The 21082-nt window shown below is 60.9% G+C and carries 19 protein-coding genes and 3 rRNA genes; 8 read left to right on the forward strand and 14 right to left on the reverse strand.

Annotated features, from left to right (window positions below):
• Nucleotides 1-96: 96 nt before the first annotated feature.
• The 9 genes from C482_RS03465 to C482_RS03505 all read right to left on the reverse strand — a co-directional run bounded on the left by C482_RS03465 (nt 97) and on the right by C482_RS03505 (nt 8695).
• Nucleotides 97-1458, reverse strand: a complete 1362-nt coding sequence (locus C482_RS03465) for an outer membrane protein assembly factor BamB family protein (protein WP_049896447.1) — start codon at nt 1456-1458, stop codon at nt 97-99.
• 6 nt (nt 1459-1464) lie between these two features.
• Nucleotides 1465-1833 carry a DUF3209 family protein gene (locus C482_RS03470; protein ID WP_006166098.1) on the reverse strand — a complete coding sequence of 123 codons (369 nt, stop codon included), beginning with the start codon at nt 1831-1833 and terminating at the stop codon, nt 1465-1467.
• Nucleotides 1834-1933: 100 nt separating this feature from the next.
• Entirely contained in the window at nt 1934-3172 is a 1239-nt protein-coding gene (locus tag C482_RS03475) for a CbiX/SirB N-terminal domain-containing protein (protein ID WP_006166099.1), read from the reverse strand.
• A gap of 73 nt (nt 3173-3245) precedes the next feature.
• On the reverse strand, nt 3246-4001 hold the full coding sequence (locus tag C482_RS03480; RefSeq protein WP_006166100.1) for a hypothetical protein: 756 nt from the start codon (nt 3999-4001) through the stop codon (nt 3246-3248).
• Nucleotides 3998-4264: a ferredoxin gene (locus tag C482_RS03485; RefSeq protein WP_006166101.1), complete on the reverse strand. Its 267-nt coding sequence runs from the start codon at nt 4262-4264 to the stop codon at nt 3998-4000. Before C482_RS03485 ends, C482_RS03480 begins: the two co-directional genes overlap by 4 nt.
• A 2-nt stretch (nt 4265-4266) precedes the next feature.
• Nucleotides 4267-5349: a precorrin-3B C(17)-methyltransferase gene (cobJ, locus tag C482_RS03490; RefSeq protein WP_006166102.1), complete on the reverse strand. Its 1083-nt coding sequence runs from the start codon at nt 5347-5349 to the stop codon at nt 4267-4269.
• A 19-nt stretch (nt 5350-5368) separates the two neighbouring features.
• Entirely contained in the window at nt 5369-6250 is an 882-nt protein-coding gene (locus C482_RS03495) for a precorrin-3B C(17)-methyltransferase (protein ID WP_006166103.1), read from the reverse strand.
• Nucleotides 6247-7320, reverse strand: a complete 1074-nt coding sequence (cbiG, locus tag C482_RS03500) for a cobalt-precorrin 5A hydrolase (protein WP_006166104.1) — start codon at nt 7318-7320, stop codon at nt 6247-6249. The genes C482_RS03495 and cbiG overlap by 4 nt, the downstream gene beginning before the upstream one ends.
• 337 nt (nt 7321-7657) lie before the next feature.
• Nucleotides 7658-8695: a hypothetical protein gene (locus C482_RS03505; RefSeq protein WP_006166105.1), complete on the reverse strand. Its 1038-nt coding sequence runs from the start codon at nt 8693-8695 to the stop codon at nt 7658-7660.
• A gap of 258 nt (nt 8696-8953) precedes the next feature.
• Between C482_RS03505 and C482_RS03510 the strand changes: the two genes are divergently transcribed.
• The 8 genes from C482_RS03510 to C482_RS03545 all read left to right on the forward strand — a co-directional run bounded on the left by C482_RS03510 (nt 8954) and on the right by C482_RS03545 (nt 16045).
• Nucleotides 8954-10207 carry a hypothetical protein gene (locus tag C482_RS03510; RefSeq protein ID WP_006166106.1) on the forward strand — a complete coding sequence of 418 codons (1254 nt, stop codon included), beginning with the start codon at nt 8954-8956 and terminating at the stop codon, nt 10205-10207.
• Nucleotides 10208-10314: 107 nt separating this feature from the next.
• Complete coding sequence (locus C482_RS03515) at nt 10315-12039, forward strand: phage tail sheath family protein (protein ID WP_049896448.1); 1725 nt, start codon at nt 10315-10317, stop codon at nt 12037-12039.
• 148 nt (nt 12040-12187) lie between these two features.
• Entirely contained in the window at nt 12188-12637 is a 450-nt protein-coding gene (locus C482_RS03520) for a phage tail protein (RefSeq protein ID WP_006166108.1), read from the forward strand.
• Nucleotides 12634-12837 (forward strand): hypothetical protein, encoded by a 204-nt coding sequence (locus tag C482_RS03525; protein ID WP_006166109.1) that lies wholly within the window; start codon nt 12634-12636, stop codon nt 12835-12837. The genes C482_RS03520 and C482_RS03525 overlap by 4 nt, the downstream gene beginning before the upstream one ends.
• Nucleotides 12834-13400, forward strand: coding sequence for a hypothetical protein (locus tag C482_RS03530; RefSeq protein ID WP_006166110.1), 567 nt, complete (start codon nt 12834-12836; stop codon nt 13398-13400). The genes C482_RS03525 and C482_RS03530 overlap by 4 nt, the downstream gene beginning before the upstream one ends.
• Nucleotides 13400-13693 (forward strand): DUF6760 family protein, encoded by a 294-nt coding sequence (locus tag C482_RS03535; protein ID WP_006166111.1) that lies wholly within the window; start codon nt 13400-13402, stop codon nt 13691-13693. The genes C482_RS03530 and C482_RS03535 overlap by 1 nt, the downstream gene beginning before the upstream one ends.
• A 79-nt stretch (nt 13694-13772) precedes the next feature.
• Nucleotides 13773-14240, forward strand: a complete 468-nt coding sequence (locus C482_RS03540) for a phage tail protein (protein WP_006166112.1) — start codon at nt 13773-13775, stop codon at nt 14238-14240.
• 668 nt (nt 14241-14908) lie between these two features.
• Nucleotides 14909-16045 (forward strand): M24 family metallopeptidase, encoded by a 1137-nt coding sequence (locus tag C482_RS03545; RefSeq protein WP_006166113.1) that lies wholly within the window; start codon nt 14909-14911, stop codon nt 16043-16045.
• A 15-nt stretch (nt 16046-16060) separates the two neighbouring features.
• On the opposite strand, the gene C482_RS03550 is transcribed toward C482_RS03545, so the two are convergent.
• From C482_RS03550 to C482_RS21995, 5 genes are all read right to left on the reverse strand, one after another.
• Nucleotides 16061-18061, reverse strand: a complete 2001-nt coding sequence (locus C482_RS03550) for a hydantoinase B/oxoprolinase family protein (RefSeq protein WP_006166114.1) — start codon at nt 18059-18061, stop codon at nt 16061-16063.
• Between the two features lie 5 nt (nt 18062-18066).
• Complete coding sequence (locus tag C482_RS03555; protein WP_006166115.1) at nt 18067-20091, reverse strand: hydantoinase/oxoprolinase family protein; 2025 nt, start codon at nt 20089-20091, stop codon at nt 18067-18069.
• 374 nt (nt 20092-20465) lie between these two features.
• Nucleotides 20466-20587 (reverse strand): 5S ribosomal RNA (gene rrf, locus C482_RS03560).
• 72 nt (nt 20588-20659) lie between these two features.
• Nucleotides 20660-20762, reverse strand: a 5S ribosomal RNA gene (gene rrf / locus C482_RS03565).
• 124 nt (nt 20763-20886) lie between these two features.
• A 23S ribosomal RNA gene (locus tag C482_RS21995) occupies nt 20887-21082 on the reverse strand; the annotation flags it as partial.

Genomic DNA, 21082 nt, shown 5'->3' on the forward strand with positions numbered 1-21082 from the left:
TCTCACGCTCCAGTCACAACTAGACGGGCAGAGCAGTACAAACCGCGTCCGAATCACCACCGGGCGCTCGCATCGATCGCAGAGGGAGAGAAACCGCTACTCGAGTACCCAGGTCCGAAGCGCGTACTCGCCGTAGCTGTGATCGCCGTCGTGGTACTCGACTGGTTCTTCGACGGCACCGATCGTGTTCACATCCGATTCCGCAGTCGAGGTCGAGGGCGAGGGCGACTCAAGTGCCACTGCGGTCGCGATACCCTCGGTTTCCAGAACGGTTCCAGCACCCGTTTCGAGGTCGAAATGGCGGACGCCGTGGGTCATCGGATCGCGAACGCGGAAGTTCTGTGCACACGGGATGACAACTGACGCCGCCGTGGTAGCGATCTCGTGCGCGTAGCCACGGATTTCGGCGGTCCAGCGGGCTGTGCCGTCCGTGTCGAACACGGCGATCTGGTGCTCGTTTGGATGGCGAGAGGCAGTTTCACGGCTCTCGACGGCGTAGGTGTTGCCGGTGACAAACGCGACGTGGTCGTCGCCGATGGCGACGTGGTTCGGATACGCGTACAGCGTCTCGCCCTCAATATCTGTTTCGGTGGCGAGGGGGACCCGCCAGCGTTCCTCGCCGCCGGGACCGAGCAGGTAGCCACACTTGTCGCCGTGGCTCGCGACCGCAACGTGGTCGCCGTGGACGGCAACGTCGCCGACGCGTCGGTCGCCGTCGGTGCCGGGGTCCCAGTTCCAGTTCACTGCACCGGAGTCGGCGTCGAGGACGACGAGTCCGACATCGTGGTCACCAAGACAGCGGTTGTAGCCGACAGCGAGGGGGGTATTCGGTTTGGCATCACCGTCCCCGTCCCCGTCCCCGTCTTCGTCACTCCCAGCACCCGCAGTGCGGTCGCCAAGCGAGAGCGCGATCGGCGACGCATCTGTCTCGTACCGCCAGTCGACGGTCCCGTCCGCATCGAACGCGAGCACCACGCTTTGCCAACGTCGGTGCTCCCCATCGCGTTCGTACCGCTGGGCGACCGCGTACACCCGGCCGTGGTCATGAGTGAGACTGGCCGCTGGCTCGGACTCGAGTGCAACCACGTACGGGAGCGCGAAGATGCCGTCCTTGGTGGCCGTCCCGACGTCAGTCGCGGCCTCGTACTGCCAGCACTGTGTGCCAGTGTCGAGGTCGTACGCCGCAATCGTTCCGCGGTCGCCGCGGCTTCCGACAACGATTCGATCCGAGAGTGGTGCCATCGTGACTGCACGTCCGTGGTGGTCGACCGTCCAGCGTGGGTCGAGCGAGTCGCGGTCGAACGCGGTCACGCGGCCGTCCCAGCGGCCGACGACGAGGAGATCAGCGACCGCCTGGACACACGAGCGTGACCACAGCTGTCGGCTCCGAGCGTGTTCGATCTCGCCGAGCCACACGCAGCGGCCGCGGCGGGTATCGTGGGCTGGTGGGGCGTTCATTTGCAATCACTCCTCCGGGAAAGTCTCGTGAAGCAGGTCGTGGGCGTCGCCCAGCCCATCGAGGATGCTCTCTCCTTGCGCGGAGAGCCGGTGGACCGCCCGCTCTGCGTCGCGGACCGCGAGGAGGCGGCCGCGGGTGTAATCGTATTCGGGGTTGTCAGTGTCCATCGTGGCAATCTCCTCCTCGAGATCAACCAGTGCGGCGTCGAGATGCCGTTCGATGTCGGCGAGGGTCTGGGCCTCAGCGAGGGCACCGATTGGCCCTTCAAGGTGGCCCTCCAGGTCTTTCTCCGCGTGCTCGCGGGCGTGTGGGTCCTCAGTACCGAGGACGTTCATCAGTCCGAGTTTCAGCGCTTCGATTTCGTAGCAGCTCATGGTGTTTTCCTCGTGTTATTTCCGTCGTGTGTCGTGTTCGCGTCTGTGTCTGTCGTGTCTGCGTCTGACTAGCGTCGGTTGGGTATCAGTGCAATCGGGCTCAGAGCGTCTGATCGACGATGTCGCTCACGATACGGCCCCGTTCGAGATGGGACGAAACGATTCGGTCCGCGTCCGTCGCGTCTACGTCACCGTACCAGATGCCGTCGGGGTAGACGGCGACCATCGGCCCATCGCCACAGCGACCCAGACAGGACGAGCGGGTGATCCGCGCGTCGCAGTGCTCTGAGTCGCGAGCCGCCTGGCGGAGCCGCTCGAGAACGGCAGATGACCCGGCGTCGGTACAGCTTCGGTTCGTGCAGACGGCAACATGCTTTGCCGGCGCGTCGTGGGCGTGGGGCTCGTCGTCGACCGAGTCGCGGTCTGCGTGGGCTGCCTGATGGGACAGCGCCCGCAGGAGCGCCCGCGCACCGCCGACGTCCTCCTCGTAACCCGAGAGGTCAACTTTGTACTTGCAGGTGTCACAGGACATCTTGACGCTGCCTGTACGCGCTTCTTGCCAGCGGTCGGCGAAGACATCGAGCAATCGCGAGTCGGTGCCAAGCGGATCGCCCGCCAGCGCGTCGACGTAGGGGTACTCGGCGTCGAACTCGGCCGTCCACTCGCGAACGCGTCCGGTGAGGACGCCGTCACCGAGCATATACGGCAGGACGACCACTGCGTCGGGCCGGTGCTTCGAGAGCCCGTGAAGGGTCTCCTCGAGTTGCGGGTCGGTGACGCCGACGAAGGTCGCCTCGACGCGATCGAACTCGCGGCCCTCGTAGAGCAGCCGAGCGAGTTTGTGCACGTCACCGTTCGAGTCAGGGTCGCTGGAGCCGCGGGCACAGAGCACGACGGCGACATCGTCCGTTGCCCGCTCGACGCCGAGGTCGGATTCGACCGCCGCCGCACGGTCGTCCAGCAGGTCCAGAATCGCCGGGTGGATCCCCAGATGTGCGCCAACGTCGATCTCGAGTTCCTGGCCGTGCTCGGCGCGAACGTGCTCGACCGCGAGCGGAACGTCGTTCTTGACGTGACTCGCCGCAAACAGCGAGCAGTGGACGACCGTCACCCGCGACGTGACCGCGGCGAGTTCGGCGAGCGCCTCGTCGATCGCCGGCTCCGCGAGTTCGAGAAACGCGGCGTCGACCGGAATCTCGAGTCGCGACTCGAGTCCGGCGGCCAGTTCGCGAACCTGCTCGTTCGACTTCTCGCGCCGGGAACCGTGGCCGACCAGCAGGACGGCCTCGTCGTCGAACGCGGCGTCGGGCGGCGCAGTCGGGGAGTCGGGTGTGCTCATTGTATCAGGGGGTCAGGGATTCGTGGGTTCGTTGGCTCGTTGGTTCGTCTCGTGATCTGCGTGATACCGCGTGCTATTCCTCGTCAGCGTCCTTGGTCTCGGTCCCGTCCTCATCCCCGCCCTCGGCCTGCGCGAGACTCAGCTCGAGTTTCCGCCGCCGGCTCGGCGCGAAGCACCCAGTCTCCTCGCAGCCCTCATAGAGCCAGGTGCCGAACGCGGACGCGGCACTGTCGTCGATTCCGAACCAGTACCCCCCGGAAGACGTCGCCGAGAGGTTGCCGAACGGAGCGTCAACGGGTGCCTCCGCGATCAGTTCCTGGGTCAACTCGAGTAGCCGCCGATCCTCGTGGACGAACGAGATACCGACGGTGCCACTGGAGGACTTGAAGCAGATGGTGCCACAGCCCTCGAGCAGCCCGCGGAGGAGTGCTCGCTCGTACCCGGAGAACGCGCCGAAGCGGTAGTTTCCGCGGCCGTCGACGGGGAGGCCGAGGGTGGTGGTGCGACCGAGTAACTCGTTGGTTTCGTCGGTCTCGATCGCGAGCGCGTACTCGTCTTCCGTTCGCGTGATCGATGCGTCGTGGGCGTACTCGCGGCTGATCGTGTCGTGCTCGATGTCACCGCCCGCAACCGTGGCGAGCACCTGCGCGGACGCTTCGTCATTTGTGACGACCTCGAGCCGGTCGCTGGAAACGTCGCCGCTTCCGGCGACGTGCCCCCAGAAGTACGCCGACGCGGGGTGGCCCGCGAGTGGGTCTGCGGGCACTTCTATCTCGGTCGGTGCGTCGCCAACGTCGGCCACCTCAGTGGCAGCGTCAGCGTCGGTCATTCGCCCACCTCCTCGACGATAATGGCGTCCGTCGGACAGGCCGCGGCAGCCTGTTTGGCCTCGTCGATGCGATCGTCGTCGAACGTCGCGACGACGCGTTCGGCGGTGTCCGTCACGTCGCCCTCGCAGTCGTAGACCGGATCCGCGTCGGGATCGACCGTCGCGAGGCCGTCCGCAGCCTCGACGAACCGCGGATCGCGAGTCAGACAGGCGAAGATGCCGTCGCAGGCGTCTTTCTCGATGGTGATTTCGTAGGCCGGCATGCTCAGTAGTCGTACTTCGTCTCGTAGCCCCGCGGGGTCACCATCCGGTCGTCCCAGACGTAGGTGTCCTCGGTGCCGACGACGATCGTCGTCGTCATGTCGATGATTTCGCTCTCGCCAAGTTCCTCGAGTTCCTCGAGTTCGGTGATCATCACCTGCTCGTCCTCGCGGCCCGCGCCGTGGACGATACCGACCGGCGTGTCGGGCTCGCGGTGTGTGAGGAGAATTTCGCAGCACTTCTCGAAATTATCGCGGCGCTTGCGGCTCCAGGGGTTGTAGATCGTGATCGTGAAGTTCTCGCTGGCAACCGAGTGCAACCGCGACTCGATCTCGGGCATTGGCACGAGGTGGTCCGACAGCGAGACCGAGACGGTGTCGTTCACCAGCGGCGCGCCGAGACGCGCCCCGCAGGACTGGGCCGCGGGAACACCTGGAACCACTTCGAAGTCGACCATCGACGCTGTCGCGCCCTTGGACTCGAGTATCTCCAATGCGAGCCCGGCGAGCGCGTAGACGTTCGGGTCGCCGCTGCCGACGATGGCGACATCGTTGCCCGCGAGCGTGCGATCGATCGACTCCTCCGTTCGGGAGACTTCGCCGCACATCGGCGTGTCGTAGATGTCGTCGGCCTGCTCAGTGATCTCGTCAGGGATGAGTTCGATGTAGGTCGTGTAGCCGACGATGTGGTCGGCCTCAAGTAACGCGTCTTTCGCGCGCTGGGTCATCCCCTCCGGATGGCCGGGACCGAGGCCGACGGCGATCAGCTGGCCAGGATCGGCATCGAAGTCCTCGATCGTCGCGCCGACCTCCTGCTCGTTGCTCGCGTCGTCGTCCGAACTCGAGTTCGAAGCACCGCATTTCGAGGAACTTGAAGATGAGGAGTCGGATGAACTCGAATTCGAGGCCCCACATTTGGAACTGGTACTCGAGTCGTCGGCGTCGCTCGTGTCGCTCGTGTCGCTCGCAGATGCGCCACACGTCGAGCTCGCGGACTCAGTTCCGGATGCACTAGTCGATGCACCACATTTCGAAGTCGATTCGTCGTCAGTGTCAGTGTCAGCGTCGGCATTGGTGTCCGTACTCATGGTTGTCTCGTTGGTATCGTTAGAAGTCGTCGACATCACGCCCGCCGCGGGGGGTGAGGAGGTACGTTCGGTCGTCGTTGCACCAGGTCTCGGTTTCGTGGGTGCCGATGAGCAGCGAGGTGCCCATCCCCGATACCTTGTCGTCGTGGTCGGCGGCCTCGCCGAGCGTCGTAATGTGCTGGCTCTCGCCATTGCGGCCGGCGTCGGCGCGGCCGGCGTCGTTGACGATTGCCACGAGAGCGTCGTCGGTCCGTTCCTCACGGACGATCTCGACGGCCTTCTCGTAGTTGCGCCAGCAGTTGTAGAGGACGATCACGAAGTCCGAGATGGCAGCGGCTCGCAGTTTTTCCTCAATCTCGTCCCAGCCGCGCCACTTGTCCGACAGCGAGACGGTACAGAAGTCGTTGCACAAGGGCGCGCCAACGTTTGCCGCACCACCCAGCGCCGCCGTGAGACCGGGGACGATCTCGATTGGCACGTCCGTCGCGTCCTCCTCTTTGGCCATCTTGAAGATGAGGTCGGACTTACCGTAGACGGAGGGATCGCCGCCAGAGACGTGGGCCACGTCCTTCCCCTCGCGGACGTAGTCGAACGCCGCGCGGGCGAGTTCGATCTGGCGGCCCATCGTCGAGCGGACGATTTCCTGTTCGAAGCCGTCCTCGCGGGTTGCGACGCCGTCGTCGTCGACGGCGTCTTCCGGCGGGAGTGTGCCGTCGGCTCGGAGGAACTCTTGGTAGAGGCTCGAGGCGATGACGACATCGGCGGATTCGATGACTCGTTTCGCCTTGGCGGTCATGTGCGCCGGAAGGCCAGGGCCGATTCCAACCACGAAGAGGGTGCCGTGGTCGTCGGGCGTCCCTCCATCGTCGGCTGCATTACCGGACGTGGCATCGGAACTCATCGACCAATCGCCACCGTAACCTCGTTCTCGTAGCTCACCTTCTCGAGTACCAGTTCCTGCTCAGCACCCCCTGCAATCGCACTCGCCTCGGAGACGCCGGGCCAGCCAATCAGCTCCTTCGACTTCGAGGGAGTCGGCCCCTCGTGTGCCAGGAGCGTCTCCTTGTCGAAGACGACGATACCGAGGTCCAACTCTCGAGCCGCTGCGAGCAGTCCCTCTTCGTCTTCCTTCCGCGTGGCAGTCCCAACGAACTCGACATCGTCGAAACCGTACGCTGTCTGGTCGAGAGCGTCCTCCCAGGCAGCGAGGAAGGCCTCCTTGCTCGCGCCGGAGACGCTGCCGGTGCCGAGAACGATGCCGTCCTCCTCGTTACGCTTGAGAACGGTCACGTCGTCGCCGACCAGTACCGCACGGGGGCCGTCGAGTCGCGCCACGGGACCGAGATCGTCGTCGAGCACGGCGAGGTTCGTCTTCACGGTCGAATCGCCGTTGACGACGTGGGTGTCCATCGCCTTGGCACGGGACTCGACACCCTGCTTTCCTGCCGCCTCGGAGGCCGTCGTCATCGCCGGCACGGCACCCATCGTCGCCAGATCCTGTGCGACCTGATTCGCGCCGTGGTGGCCGCCCGTGATCGGGATTGCCCACGTCAACTCCTCGTCGACAACGCAGATCGCGGGATCGTCCCACTTGTCGTCGAGCAGGTGCGCCGTCTTTCGCATCGCGATTCCCGAGGCCATGAGGCCGATAAAGCAGTCGTACTCGCCCCAGTGCTCCTCGAAGACATCGCCATGGTACTCGAGTAACGCAATGGACTCGTAGCGGTCGGCGAGTTCGGATTGAATTTTCTCGGCGGTGGGCAGTTTGCGCTCGAAGGTGACGATGGCGATTTCCTCGGCGACTTCGCCGTCGCTGTCAGGGGTGGCACAGTGGGACGATGAGTCTGCGTTCGTGGTCGTGCCATCGGCGTCAGTTTCGGCTGACTCCTTCGCTGCTTCTTCACCCTCTACCGTCGTCTCTGGCGCTGTCTCTCCCTCTCCCTCTAACTCCGATTCTGATCCGGAACTCATCGAATCCCTCCACGGAGGAGGCGTCTCGATCGAGCAGTCACGAGCGGTCCGTTCATCACTAATACAATCCATCTTTCTCATGTGCAATATAGGTTTAGTTTCCAGAGTGGCGACTGGCGACCGAGTCGTCGGAAACGAGACGTGGTCGCAGCGGGACCCAAACGATCAGCACGGCCGCAAGAATGAGTAATGACATGGGAGGAGTGTGGAATTCTGGGGAGCGCAGGAGAGTATAGGGGAGTGTCGGGGGAGTGCAGGGAGGCACAGGAGAGCACAGGACAGTGAACTTACGACGATGAATCGGAACGGACGGGCCGGCGGAAACAGAGAAGAATAATCAGAGCGCAGGCAGCGGTGGGAATCGCGTCCAGTCAATGATCGCGTCCGGATCGTGATAGCACTGATAGAACTCGCCCTGCTCATACGTAGTTGTGAACGAGTCGATACCCGGGCCGCGAACCTGGACATCACGAGGCGGTGCAATCCCCATGCCGAGATAGCAATCGCGGAGTTGGCATCGAAGATGGTCGACAACTGTGCGCTGAAATGCGGCGACAGACGTGATCGGCGAGTCGGTCACCGGCAACTGCAGTCGAACCGTGCCCTCGTCGCCGCCGGCGGCCGACTCGTCCGAGTCCTCGTACTCGACACGAGTGACCCCATCGACCTCCCACTCGACGCGGATGGGGCGACAGGGCGAGACAAAGTCCGTGCCATCGATATCGCCACTCGTGTCCCCTATCGAAATGGATTCCGAATCGGTCACAGCAGCCTGCGAGAGCGCGTCCTTGAGTCGGACGAATTGGCCATCACTCCGCCGGTCGGGCTGAGCGTCCATCGACTGGCGAAGCGCGCCGAGTCCCTCGAGTTCGACGAGCACATCGAGAAGCGGTCGAAGTGCCGGCTCATCGATCCCAATAGCGAATTCCTGTTCGATCAGGCGACACGTCGCCGACGAGGTACCGGTCGGCGGGTCAACGGGGAGTGCGTCGGCCCCATCCTGACTGTCGACAGCAGCCCGCTGCCGATACGCGGTCTCCAGCGTCGATTCGACCGTCTCCGGCGTCATCGCACCGAGAACGAGTGCCGCAGCAGCCACGTGCTCCGGATAGGTGATTCGATCCGTCGCACTGTAGGGGTCGAGCGCATCGAATCCGCACGCGCGAAAGGCGGCATACTTGGCGAACCGAGCAAGCTGTGCGTGCCGTTCGTGTTCAGCCAGGTCCTGCTCGTCACCGGTCAGTGACGATTCGTGAGGGCGGTGGTACTCGAGTTCCCCCTCATGCGTGACGGTGAGAGAATGCTCAGTGCCGTCGTTGTCGGCGACGGTGAGGTCGACGGTTCGGTCAGTTCGGGACTGGATAGTGGCCTGCATTCGAGTGGACGGGTGGGGACGAGAACGCGGTGGATACGTGTTTCAACTTCGGTACAGTCAGCTAGTGGCTGCAATTCTAACATCTGCCGTATAAAATATGGGGTTTCGAGACTAATTACCCCGGTCCAATTGTACACTTTTGTTCAGTGCCTTTTTGAGAGTCACTACTGTTTACTATTCACATAGTTCGTTCAATACTGGACCAATCGATCATTTTATGTAAGTGTGACTGCGAACGGTACGTGTGCTCGCTTTGCCATGACTCGGGATGGGGACTACACGACAAACGAGACGGGAGGGCTCTCTCAGTTCAAGAAGAATCGGTTCTTCAAGGGGAAACTAATGACCCCCCGTGATATGGAAGCAGAGCAAGAGTACCACGCCGAACGACTGGAGACGATAACCCGTTTCCTCGACGGGTCAGGGATCGTCCACGGACTTGAGGTCCAGTCCGTCTCCGAAACGGAAACCGGCCTCGACGTCACGCTCGACGCCGGATTTGCACTCGATGGGCGCGGACGGCCGATCGTTGTCGAACAGGTGACGACGAAGTCGCTTCCCGAACCGACTGCCGACGAGGTACATCTGTTCATTCAGTACAGCGAAGTCGCTGTCGAAACCGTTCCCGTTCCGGACACGGACGGCGCGATCGACGACGAAGCGGTGCCGAACCGCGATGTGGAAGTGTTCGAACTGACACACCGCGAGGAGCCCCCGGAGACCCCCACAGAGCCGCCAACGCTCGACCTCAGCGAGTTCGATCCGGAAACGGCCGACGCACAGGCGGTTACCAGAGCACTGACAGCGCAGTATCACGCCGAACATCGAACCGGGACACCGGATACGGACGATCCGGCCGTCTATCTCGGCGGATTCGAACGCCAGCCAGACGGGCGATGGGACCCCATAGCAACCGCGGCAACCGAGATCGGCAAACAGTACGCAGCCGATCATGATCTGCTGTTTGCAGCCCTTGCAGCACATCTCGCCGACACGGACAACCCACACCAGACACCGGTATCTGACCAGACCGAGGAACGACCTGACGACCTGACCGGGATCGTCAAGCGACTCAGGGCGATGGAAGAGACGGTGGGCGAACTCGAAGCGGAGCGAGACACGATGCAGACGTACCTGCTCCGGAAGACCGTCAAAGATCGCGTCCGGTTCTTCGAAACGCTAAGCGACCGACTCGAACCACACACGGGCGAAGGCGCACGAATTACCCGTGAAATCGCAGAGCTCTCGCGCGACAATCACGCCGCGACCACGCGCGAAGACGTGTACCGCGCACAGCTCTCCGCGCTGCTGGACTATCTGGTTCGACTCGGTGAGCCCCTCGAATCGGTCGTCACCGAAGAGAGTCTCGAGCGGTACCTGAAAGCCGTCTCTCGACTCCAGTCACAGATCGATGAAAACGGACCGCTACTCGAATTGATCGACGCACACGATCAGGTGTGTGAAGCGGCTGAGTCGCTCGAAATTCTCGTTGGTGTCGTTCCTGAAGCGTAGAACCGCCGAAATCGGTGGTCATTGGAACGTGTAGGTTAAGCAAAAGTATTATATTATACCAATTTCAAAAGTCCATAACGTAGTTGAAGCTTACGAGGTAATTAAGAATGCCAGAGTATCAGGCCCCAGGTGTCTACGTTGAGGAAGTTAGTAGTGGAAGCAAATCGGTCGAAGGAGTTAGCACGAGTACGGCTGGCTTCCTCGGTCAAACGCGCCGTGGTCCGGTGGAGCCACGGCTGGTAACGAACTATGCCGAGTTCGAACGTGTGTACGGTTCGAGCCCGAAGAACTCTCACCTCGACGTTGCTGTCGACGGATTCTTCAAGAACGGTGGTAGCCGCTGTTACATCGGTCGTGTGACCGCCGTGGATCCAAACGATGTTGCAACGACGACGCTGATCGACGAAACCGGCAAGGAAACTGTCGAAATCGAAGCGAACGGACCAGGCGAGTGGGGAACATCCGTCGGAGTCATCGTACGCGACGGCCAGCGCCCAGGCCAATTCGACATGATCGTCCGTTACTGGTCGTGTGATCTCGAAGAGGTCAGCCAACCGGAATCCAACCGTCCGGAACCTGCACCCGATGTTGAGGAAGTTTTCGACGGCCTCTCGAGTGACCCACAGTCGAGCCAGTTCTACGAAAAGCAAGTGACTAGCTCCGTTCTCATCGATGTCGAGTATCTCGAGGACGGCCGTCCCGTCGAGGGGCTCACGTGGCTGAACCGCGACATGCCAACGGCATGTTCCGACGGTGGCCTCGTCGAGACCGACGGTGAGGAAACCGTCGTCTACATCCCAGAGGAACTCGAGGACCTGGGCTACAACGATCTTCGAGGTGTCGCAAAGCCGTTCGAAATCGCAGGAAATGCCTCGAAGGACGACCTCATCGAAGAGCTCGAAGAGATTCGCTCCGGTGAGCGAGAGGTTGAGGTCGAAGTCGTCACCGAAGAACCCGAGAAACCCGATGCAGAGGGAGAGGTTACCCTGAGCCATTACGAAGGGATCGACAAGCCCGGTCTCCGAACTGGACTTGCCGGCTTCAAGGCGCTTGACGACATCTCCATCGTCTGTGTTCCTGACGAGAACGATGTCACCGGATTGACCGACGCTCTCGTGGCTCACTGTGAGAACATGGGCGAGCGATTCGCAATCCTGCAGGCACCACAGAATCCGGGTCCTGTCTCGGAAATGGAGACGCCAGTTGACTCCACGTACGCGGCGTACTACTATCCGTGGCTCACCGTTCTCGATCCAGTGACGAACCGCGAGAAACTCGCCCCACCAGGCGGTCACATCGCCGGTATCTACGCCCGAAGCGACGCACAGCACGGCGTGCACAAGGCCCCTGCAAACGAAGTCGTTCGCGGTATCGTTGGTTTGCAACACGAGATCACGAAGGGTGAACAGGACGTGCTCAACCCGAAGGGGATCAACTGTATCCGCAGCTTCCAGGGCCGCGGCATTCGCGTCTGGGGTGCACGAACCACCTCGAGCGATCCCGAGTGGAAGTACCTCAACGTCCGACGCCTGTTCCTGTTCATTGAGCAGTCGATCGACGAAGGCACCCAGTGGTCGGTGTTCGAGCCGAACGACAAGGATCTCTGGGCACGTATCCGCCAATCCGCCGAAAACTTCCTGACAACCGTCTGGCGCGAGGGCGGCCTACAGGGATCGACCGCTGACGAGGCGTTCTACGTCCGCTGTGGCGAGGAAACGATGACGCAGGACGACATCGATAACGGTCGTCTCATCGTCGAAATCGGCGTTGCACCGGTCAAGCCGGCTGAGTTCGTCATCTTCCGCATCAGTCAGGACACCGGCGACGCCTAACGCCACCAACGCTGTTTCCGGACCGCGAGTGTAGACACGCGGGACAATCTGCGGATACGAGACGTAACGTATAACCGAACCAAGACGGGCGCTGCGACCGAAGCAGCGTCTCAGACGACATCAACTCACAACAAACACCATAACACACATGCCAGAACACGGACCACTTCCAAGCACGGAGTTCGCCGTCGAACTCGACGGCGTTGACATTCCCGGATTCCTCGAGGTCAAGCTGCCGACCCAGGAAACGGACGAACAGGACTACCGCGAAGGAGACGACCCAAAGCACTCGAAGAAGCTCTTCGGTGACGTCCACTACACGCCACTCGTACTGGCCCGCGGTGCCGAAGAAGACAACGAACGACTCGACGACTGGCGAAAAGCCGTCGCAAACGGTGACGCAGAGGAGGCACGAAAGAATATCGCCGTCGTGATCAAGGACAAAGCAGGCGACTCTGCCCTGCGATTCGAATTCACTAACGCCTGGATTCGCAAGTACGAACCCCCAGCACTCAACGCACAGGCGGGCGGCACGGAAGCAATCGCCGTCGAAACCTACACCGTTGAATTCGAGGAGATGGAACGGAAGAACGTATGACCAACTCGGAGGGGGAAAACAGGACAGCAGTGTCGACAGCCCGCACGTACACGGTCGGCCGTAACCAGTACCGTGATACCTGGACTGTCGACGAAAACGGCTGTCTGCACACGGGAACGGCGACAGCCACGCCGTTCGTCGAACGCACAACGACGAGTACGCAGCCGGCAGTCACGGGCCGAGGTGTCCGCAAGCCATGACAGACCAACCACTACAGACCGAGTTCGAGTTCACGCTTCCCCGGGGATACGTCGACGACGACGGCACACTCCACACGGAGGGCCGAATGCGCCTCGCAACCGCCGCCGACGAAATCCAGCCGTTGCAGAACCCGCGTGTGCAATCGAACTCGTCGTATCTGACCATCGTCCTGCTCTCGCGTGTCGTCACTGAGCTCGGGACACTCGAGACGATCGACGAAGACGTTATTCAGAACCTCTTCGTCACGGACCTCGAGTACCTCCAGGCGATGTACGAACGAGTCAACAATCGTGGACGGAACGCCACCGAAACGGCGTGTCCGGACTGCGGATCGGTGTTCGACGTGGACGTCGAAACCGGTGCTCACCTCGCGCCGCCAGCCGATGCAGATGTCGAGCCCCCGGGTGTGAACACCGGCGCAGACGATATCGAAGAAGCGCACGGAACGGATGAGTCGTTCGACGCGATTGGGACGGCTGTAACCGATGGTGTGGACGACGGGAACGACACCGGAAACGAACACGAACAGACGGAGGTCGAAGCGGGAAACCCGAGCGAGTGATGCGGCTGTACGATTCCGACACCCTCTTCGAGGAGGTCGCGTTCATCGCCTATCACTTCGGCTGGACCCACGACGAGATCCTCACACTGCCACACTGGGAACGACGGCGGTGGTGTGCCGCAATCAGCGATATCAACGACCGGATCAACGAGACGGGGACGCCGGAACACGAGCAGGGCCACAGCGCGACCGGGAGCCCTAGCGGAATCAGCCAGCAGACTGGGGGAGCCAACAGCTTCCTCGATGACGACGGTGATGGAATCGTGCTACAGAACTCACTGGACGAGCGCTAACGGGCACTGACAGCAACTCCGAACGATTACGGGTCACTCCCGTTTTTAGAACCGGTATACGACAGACAGAACAATACCAATGACCGGCGACGAAACACCATACACGGGCGGAGATGGGCCATACGCACAGTACAACTTCGAGGTCGAAATCGACGGCGAAACAGTCGCAGGCTTCGCCGAGGTCTCGGGAATTACGATGCAACTCGAGACGATCGACTATCGCGAAGGAGGGGTGAACGATCACGTGCACACGCTCCCAGGGACGTTCGCACACGCGAATCTCGTGTTGCAACGCGGGATGACCAAGGATGCCTCGTTCTGGGAGTGGATTCAGGACGTGATGAGCGGCAACATCACTCGGAAGAACGTGGTCGTCAAGATGCGAGAGGGGTTCAACGGAGAGAACGGCTGGGGGTGGGAGTTCAAACGCGCGTATCCGACGATGTGGCGCGGCCCAGATCTCGTGAGCACGAATCAGGGGATGGCAATCGAGTCGATCGAACTGTCATACGAACAGTTCACGAAGATGTCGGGGTTGCCGGAGTAACGGGGACACTCCGGGCTTAACGGTAGGATCGGGTCGAAAGAGGCGGACACGCGCCACGATTCTCGCGGTTACTTCGATACTCTAGAAGACACTAAATAGTGGTACTAACCGCAATTCGGGGTACGACTGACGTACTGGTGAGACTGCGCCGACTGCGTCGACACCGTTCAAAGGTGTCAGCGATCGAACGTGGTGGGCGTAGTGACCATACTAATGAGGGCACTGAGAACAGCGAGAGCGACGAGAACAGCGAAACTAAAAGTAGCGAACCTAACCAGACAGCGTAACAGTAGGACGCGAATTCGATGAGACTCGAGTAACCGGCATCGATGGTGCTTCCGTAGGAAGACGTTCGGAGTGTGAGGGGAAAATCTGTGCGTGGCGGACGAGCGGACTATGCGTGAGTGGTTGCAGTTGCAGGGTGCGATCCTGAATCGAGCAGTACTGTTGTGGAGTGTGAACCGCAAGCTGGCTGGAGTGAAACGAACACGACCGGGAAGGGAGTTCGGAGATGAGGCCAACCGGTTAGCCTAACCAGGAAGGCTAACCAAATACCGGTCAAAAGACCACGCAGAGGAGTCATATCACAGTGGACTGTAACGACAGCGGAACAAGCGGGTTGACAACCCAAACAATCAGCACGGTGACCCGCTAACAGCAACGCACGCATGGCAGACAGTACATCCCCAGACATCGAGGGTAACTCGAGTACACTCATCCACGAACGACTGGATTGCGCACGGGAGGCACTCGAACAGGAGGATGCAGACGCCCTGATTCTGTTTCCGAGTTCAAATATGGGGTATCTTAGCGGCTTTCAAGAGGAGCCGATGGAGCGCCACCTGTTCCTGTTCGTGACCCGCGAGGAAACACTGTTTCTCGCACCCGAGATGTACAACGAACAGCTCGCGTCCGAGTCGGTCGTCTCGACGGTTCGAACCTGGAGCGACGGCGATGATCCGACCGTCCTCCTCGCAAAGATTGGTGACGAACTCGAGATTACGACCGGGCGGCTCCTCGTCGACGACACGATGTGGGCGCTGTTCACACAGGATTTGCGCGAGACGTTCCCCGACGCAACGTTCGGGCTCGCGAGCGAAGTCGTCGACGAACTCCGACTGCGAAAGGACGAAGTCGAACTCGAGAATCTCCGAGAGGCTGCAGCGATTTCGGACCGCGTCAGCGAGGCGATTCGCAACCTCGGCGAGGATGCGATCGGAATGACCGAAGCGGAACTCGCCGAAGAGATCGAACAGCAGTTGACAGCAGCCGGTGGCGAGGGTGTCTCGTTCGAAACCGTCGTCGGGTCGGGTCCGAACGGCGCGCGACCGCACCACCGTCACACCGACCGGCAGATCGAACGTGGTGACCCCGTGGTGCTCGACTTCGGAACGAGCGTCGAGGGGTATCCCGGCGACCAAACCCGAACCGTAGTGTTCGACGGCGAACCACCTGCCGGCTTCGAAGATGTCCACGATGCGGTACTCGCTGCCCAGCAGGCTGCACTCGATGCAGTCGAACCCGGTGTCGAAGCACAGGCGATCGACCGCGCGGCACGGACGGTACTCGAGGAACGGGGCTACGGCGAGCAATTCGTCCATCGAACGGGCCACGGTGTCGGCCGCGACGTTCACGAACCGCCGTACATCACCGAGGGGAACGAGCGAGTGCTCGAGTCGGGGATGGTGTTCAGTATCGAACCCGGAGTATACCTCGAGGGCAAATTTGGTGTGCGGATCGAGGATCTGGTTGTTGTCACCGACGACGGCTGTGAGCGGTTAAATCGATCGTCACGAGGGTGGTGATTGCAACTCGCCCGTCTACGACCACTCGCTCACCGCTCGTTCCCGCAGCAACTCACGGAACTGCGCCGTCGTCTGCTCGAGTAACTCGCCGGAGGACCACTCGAGTATCACGCCATAGCGACGGATGAGATCCAGCGTGTCAAGCTCGCCGTCGCGGTACCGTCGGGCGACCGCTTCGGGATCTTCCTCAAGCCACTCCGTCCGGTGTTCCCGGATGTGCGCGCGCTGGTCTGCCGTCGCCTCGTGATCGATTTCGTACGCACAGACCTCCGGATCGATTTCATCGATGATGACACCGTAGTCTCGTTTGGCGCGCTCGACGGAGACATAGTCGTCCTTGACGTCTTCGAGAACAGCCACAGGGTCGCGCTCGAGTGGATCACCGAACCCGCCACCGCCCGACGATGGTCGGACGAACTCGTCTCCTTCGTCGATCGGGACGTTCGAGAACACCGTTCCCATCTGGCGCTCCTCGCCGTCCTGGGTGAGTGTGACACCATGAGGAATGCCGGGAAGACCGCCGTTAATGCCCCAGGTGATCGAACGGGCGCGGTCCGAACAGTACGACATGACGCTATTCTCGCAGGCGAGCATCCGGCCACCCTTGCGGACACCGCAGCCGCCGCGATACTCGCCTGGCCCCGCAGAGTCAGCGACGATCGAGTGCTGGCTGGTCAAGAGTGGCGTGTCTCGCTCCTGGCCCTCAAGTGACTGGACAGCAAGTCCGGCACCAAACACCGGTGCGGTCGCGTTGGAGCCATCCTTGCCATCACGACCGCCCCAGCCGCCGGCCATCCAATCGTACCAGGCGAACTCCTGTCCTTCGTAGCCTGGACGCTGGTCTTGGCCGCCAGCGAGTAGGTACTCGAGGTTGAACGCTGCAGCCATCGCGCGCTCGGGGAGCACCTCCGACCAGAGCTCAAAGATTGCGTTCATCACCTTCTCGTAGGCACCAGCAACCGAGCCAGTGACGGGCACCGGTTCGGGTGCGTCGACGACAGTTCCTTCGGGGAGGTCAGCGCTGACGACGCGGTAGAGCCCCGAGTTAAGCGGCACGTCCGGGAAGAACATCTTCGTCCCGGAAACGACCGCCGAGAAGGAGGTCCCAAACGTCGAGTTCAGGAAATTGCCGACGTACTCATCAGAGCCCGAAAGATCGTAGTGGACCTCGTCACCGTCGATCGTCATCTCCACGTCGATCGTGACGAACCCTTCCTCCTTGTTCGGGTCCGCATCGATGTAATCTTGCGTGTGCCAGGTGCCGTCCGGCAACTCACGGATCTGCTCGCGCATGATCCGTTCGACATACGATTTCGACTCGTCGAACGCCGTCATGACCGTGTCGATGCCGTACTTGTCGACGAGTTCGAGTAGCCGTTCCTCGGCGATACGCGTTGCTTCCGTCTGCGCTCGAAGGTCACCCATACGATCCTCCGAGAGGCGCATATTTGTCGTCAGAAGGTTGGCGACATCCTCACGGAACTCGCCAGCATCCCAGATTTTGAGCGGCGGAATGCGCAACCCCTCCGCGTAGTGGTCGTTCGCCTCAATGTTGAACGATCCCGGTGCCGGACCGCCGACATCCGCCCAGTGACCATTGGACTGCGTGACGGCGATCAATTCATCATCGTAGAAGACCGGCCGCATAATCCGAACGTCGTTGATGTGCGTGCCGCCGAGGTACGGATCGTTGACGATGTAGACATCACCCGGATTGATGTCGCCCTCGAAGTACTCCAGGGTCTCCTTGCAGGTGTAGTGGAGCGTGCCGACGTGGACAGCGATGTCTTTCGAGCCCTGCATCACCGTGTTCCCCTCGGCGTCGTTCAGACAGTTGCTAAAGTCGCGGTTGTAGATCACGAACGAGTAGCACGTCCGCCGGATCTGCTGTGCCATCCGATCGACAAGGTTCGTAAATGAACTGCGAAGTACTTCGAACGTGACCGGATCGAGGTCGATGTTGGCTTGTGGTTGTACGTCTGCGTGTGTGTCTGAATCTGAGCCTGAGTCTGTCATAGCAGTTACACCCTGAGGATGATGTTTCCCGTTTGCTCGACCTCGGCCGTCGCGTTTGGCGGGACAACCACGGTCGAGTCCATCTGTTCGATAATTGCCGGTCCCTCAAACGACGCACCGGCTCCGAGTTCGCCACGGTCGTAGACGGCCGTCTCGACGAACTCGCCTTCCGAATCGAAGTACGCCTCGCGTGTCGTCCGCTGCGCTCCATCGGCACTCCCGTCTCCAATTTCAGGAAACGCGGGTTTTTCGACGACACCGCGGCCAGTTACGTGAAGACCGTAGATTTCGACCGACTGTTCCGTATCGGAGTAAGCGTAGGTCTGTTCGTGCTGGCTGTGGAACTGGGATCTGATCGCCGCCATACTCTCGATCGGACGCGAGCAACTGACCTCGAGTGAGCGCCACTGCCCAGTGTAGCGCATCTTGATCTCGTGTTCAAGTTGAATGTCACTCTCGTCGACACCCTCCTCGTCCAGTCGTTCGTGGATTTCGTCTTCCATCTCCTCGAACGCCGACTCGATGTCGGCGACGACATCGTCCGAGGCGTCAGCGATGAACGTCTGGGAGAGATCGTGTTCGACGTCGACTAGCAGACAACCGAGTGCAGAGTTGATTCCCGGATACGGCGGGATAATCACATTAGGAATATTCATTTCGCGCGCAACGTGAGCCGCGTGCAGCGGTCCCGCACCGCCGAAGGCAACGAGTGCAAAGTCGCGAGGGTCGTATCCCTTGCTCGTCGAAACGAGGCGGACAGCGTTGCACATATTGGCGACAGTGATCTGCTCTATCGCCGATGCGGCCTCCGTGAGTTCGAGGCCCAGTGGCTCGGCGATATCGCGCCGGATGACGTCGCGGGCAGGTTCGGCGGTCGCATCCATGTCACCACCGAGGAACTGATCCGGGTCGACCCAACCGAGCACGACGTTTGCGTCCGTCGTCGTCGGTTTGTCGCCGCCGCGGAGGTAGCAGGCCGGTCCCGGGTCTGCTCCCTGGCTCCGCGGACCGACACGGAGTGAGCCGCCGTCGTCGATCCAAGCGATGGAGCCGCCACCGGCACCGATCGTCTCGATATCCGTCGAGGGGAACATGATCGGATAGCCGTACTCGACGGCCCACTCGTCGGTCATCTCAATCTCACCTTCGTGTGTGAGCGAGACGTCCGCACTCGTTCCACCCATATCGAATCCGATCGCGTTCTCAAAGCCACACTGCTGAGCGATGTATCGACCAGCAATCGCGCCTGCCGTCGGCCCCGAATTTGCGATACGGGCCGCGTAGTAGGCGATCGCCTCGGTCGTCATCACCCCACCGCCGGAGTGCATCGCGAGTACATCGCCGTCGTAGCCCCGGTCGGCAAGTTGGTCCGCGAGGTCGGTCAGATAGTCGCGAACGACCGGTACCAGCGCCGCGTTGATGACCGTCGTACTCGTTCGTTCGTGTTCGAACATCTCCGGCAAGATCTCGTGGGAGCTACAGACGAACGCCTCGGGGTACTCCTCCGCGACGATTTCCTCAACGCGCTGCTCGTGTTCGCCGTTGACGTACGCATTGATCAACGAAATCGCGATCGTGTCAATCCCGCGCTTTTCGAAGATTCGCACGACATCGCGGACAGCATCCTCGTCAAGCGGTTCGACGACGGTTCCTGCATAGTCGATTCGCTCGGGGACCTCGAGTCGATCTCGCCGCTTGACGTACGGATCGGCGACATCCTGGTACGCATCCCAGAGATCCTCCTTTGTTGCATCACGTATTTCGTGAACGTCTCGAAATCCTTCGGTCGTAATCAACCCGATTCGTGGCAACTCGCGCTCGATCAACGCGTTCGTCCCAACCGTCGATCCGTGCGAGAAAAATTCGAGTTCATCGATCCCGGTATCCGCCTTGGTCAACCCGTTGATTACACCTTCAGCCGGATTCGCCGGTGTCGACGGTGTTTTCTCGATTTCGATCTCTCCGGTTTCCTCGTCAAAGACGATTACGTCCGTAAACGTTCCGCCAATGTCTACACCAGCACGTCTCATGCTCTCATACCACACAGTAAATCACGGTAGTGGTACATAACAGTTCCCCCGAAATCGGACCGAATTTAACAACTCAACAGCCGATGGGTGTCTGTCCCGAAATTCAGGTACTGTTGTACAAAAGACGAGATTTCGGAGGTGATAGGGACCTCGAAAGCTACCACGCGGCCAGTGCACGACATCATAACTCCAGCCGAGTATCAACGAGAAGGTTCTGACGCTCGTCAATGTGAATACACAACCGACGTAGAACACTGGTGCCATACTCAGTCAAAATGTGTTTCGAATCGAAAGTCACTCAGAAGTATCTGTGAGAATCTGTTGTCAGAGTCGGTTGCAAAAGCAGTTGCTCCCGAATGTGAAATGCAGTATGAATGGAGCGGCGAATCGGGTCTCCCAGAGGATCTCTCACTCCAGTACTCGCCGATACGCAGGTGGGCTTATCTTCCGTGTTCGGAATGGGTACGGGAGGAACCCCACCGCTTTGGCCGCTTCAAACCCGAGTAGTGGAATCGAACCACCGTGAACGACCACGTGCTCGGAAGTTATGTATGAGATGAAGTATGAGTAGGGGCGGCGAATCGGCTCTCCCAGAGGGTCTCCCACTCCAGTACTCACCAATACGCAGGCAGGCTTATCTNGGGAGGAACCCCGCCGCGATGGCCGCCTAAACGCCGATCAGCGGAATCGAACCGCCGTCAAACCGTAATCGGTGGTCTCTCCTGACCGTGTCGTACGTGTAGTCCAGTTTGCGTCCGGACCCGTTCTCGCGTCACGGATCCAATGCGATATGTATGAATGTGTGGCTTGGCCGATTAGTGCTCGCGGGCTCAACGCCTCGTTGCCTTGGCGCGTACCCCCCGAGTCTATCGATCTCGTCTTCTACGAGTGGCCTCAGTGGCTCCTCTTTTCCAGGTGGGTTTCGAGCTTAGATGCGTTCAGCTCTTACCCCGTGGTGCGTGGCTGCCCGGCACGTGCTCTTTCGAACAGC

The sequence above is a fragment of the Natrialba chahannaoensis JCM 10990 genome (genome assembly GCF_000337135.1).
Lineage (GTDB): Archaea > Halobacteriota > Halobacteria > Halobacteriales > Natrialbaceae > Natrialba > Natrialba chahannaoensis.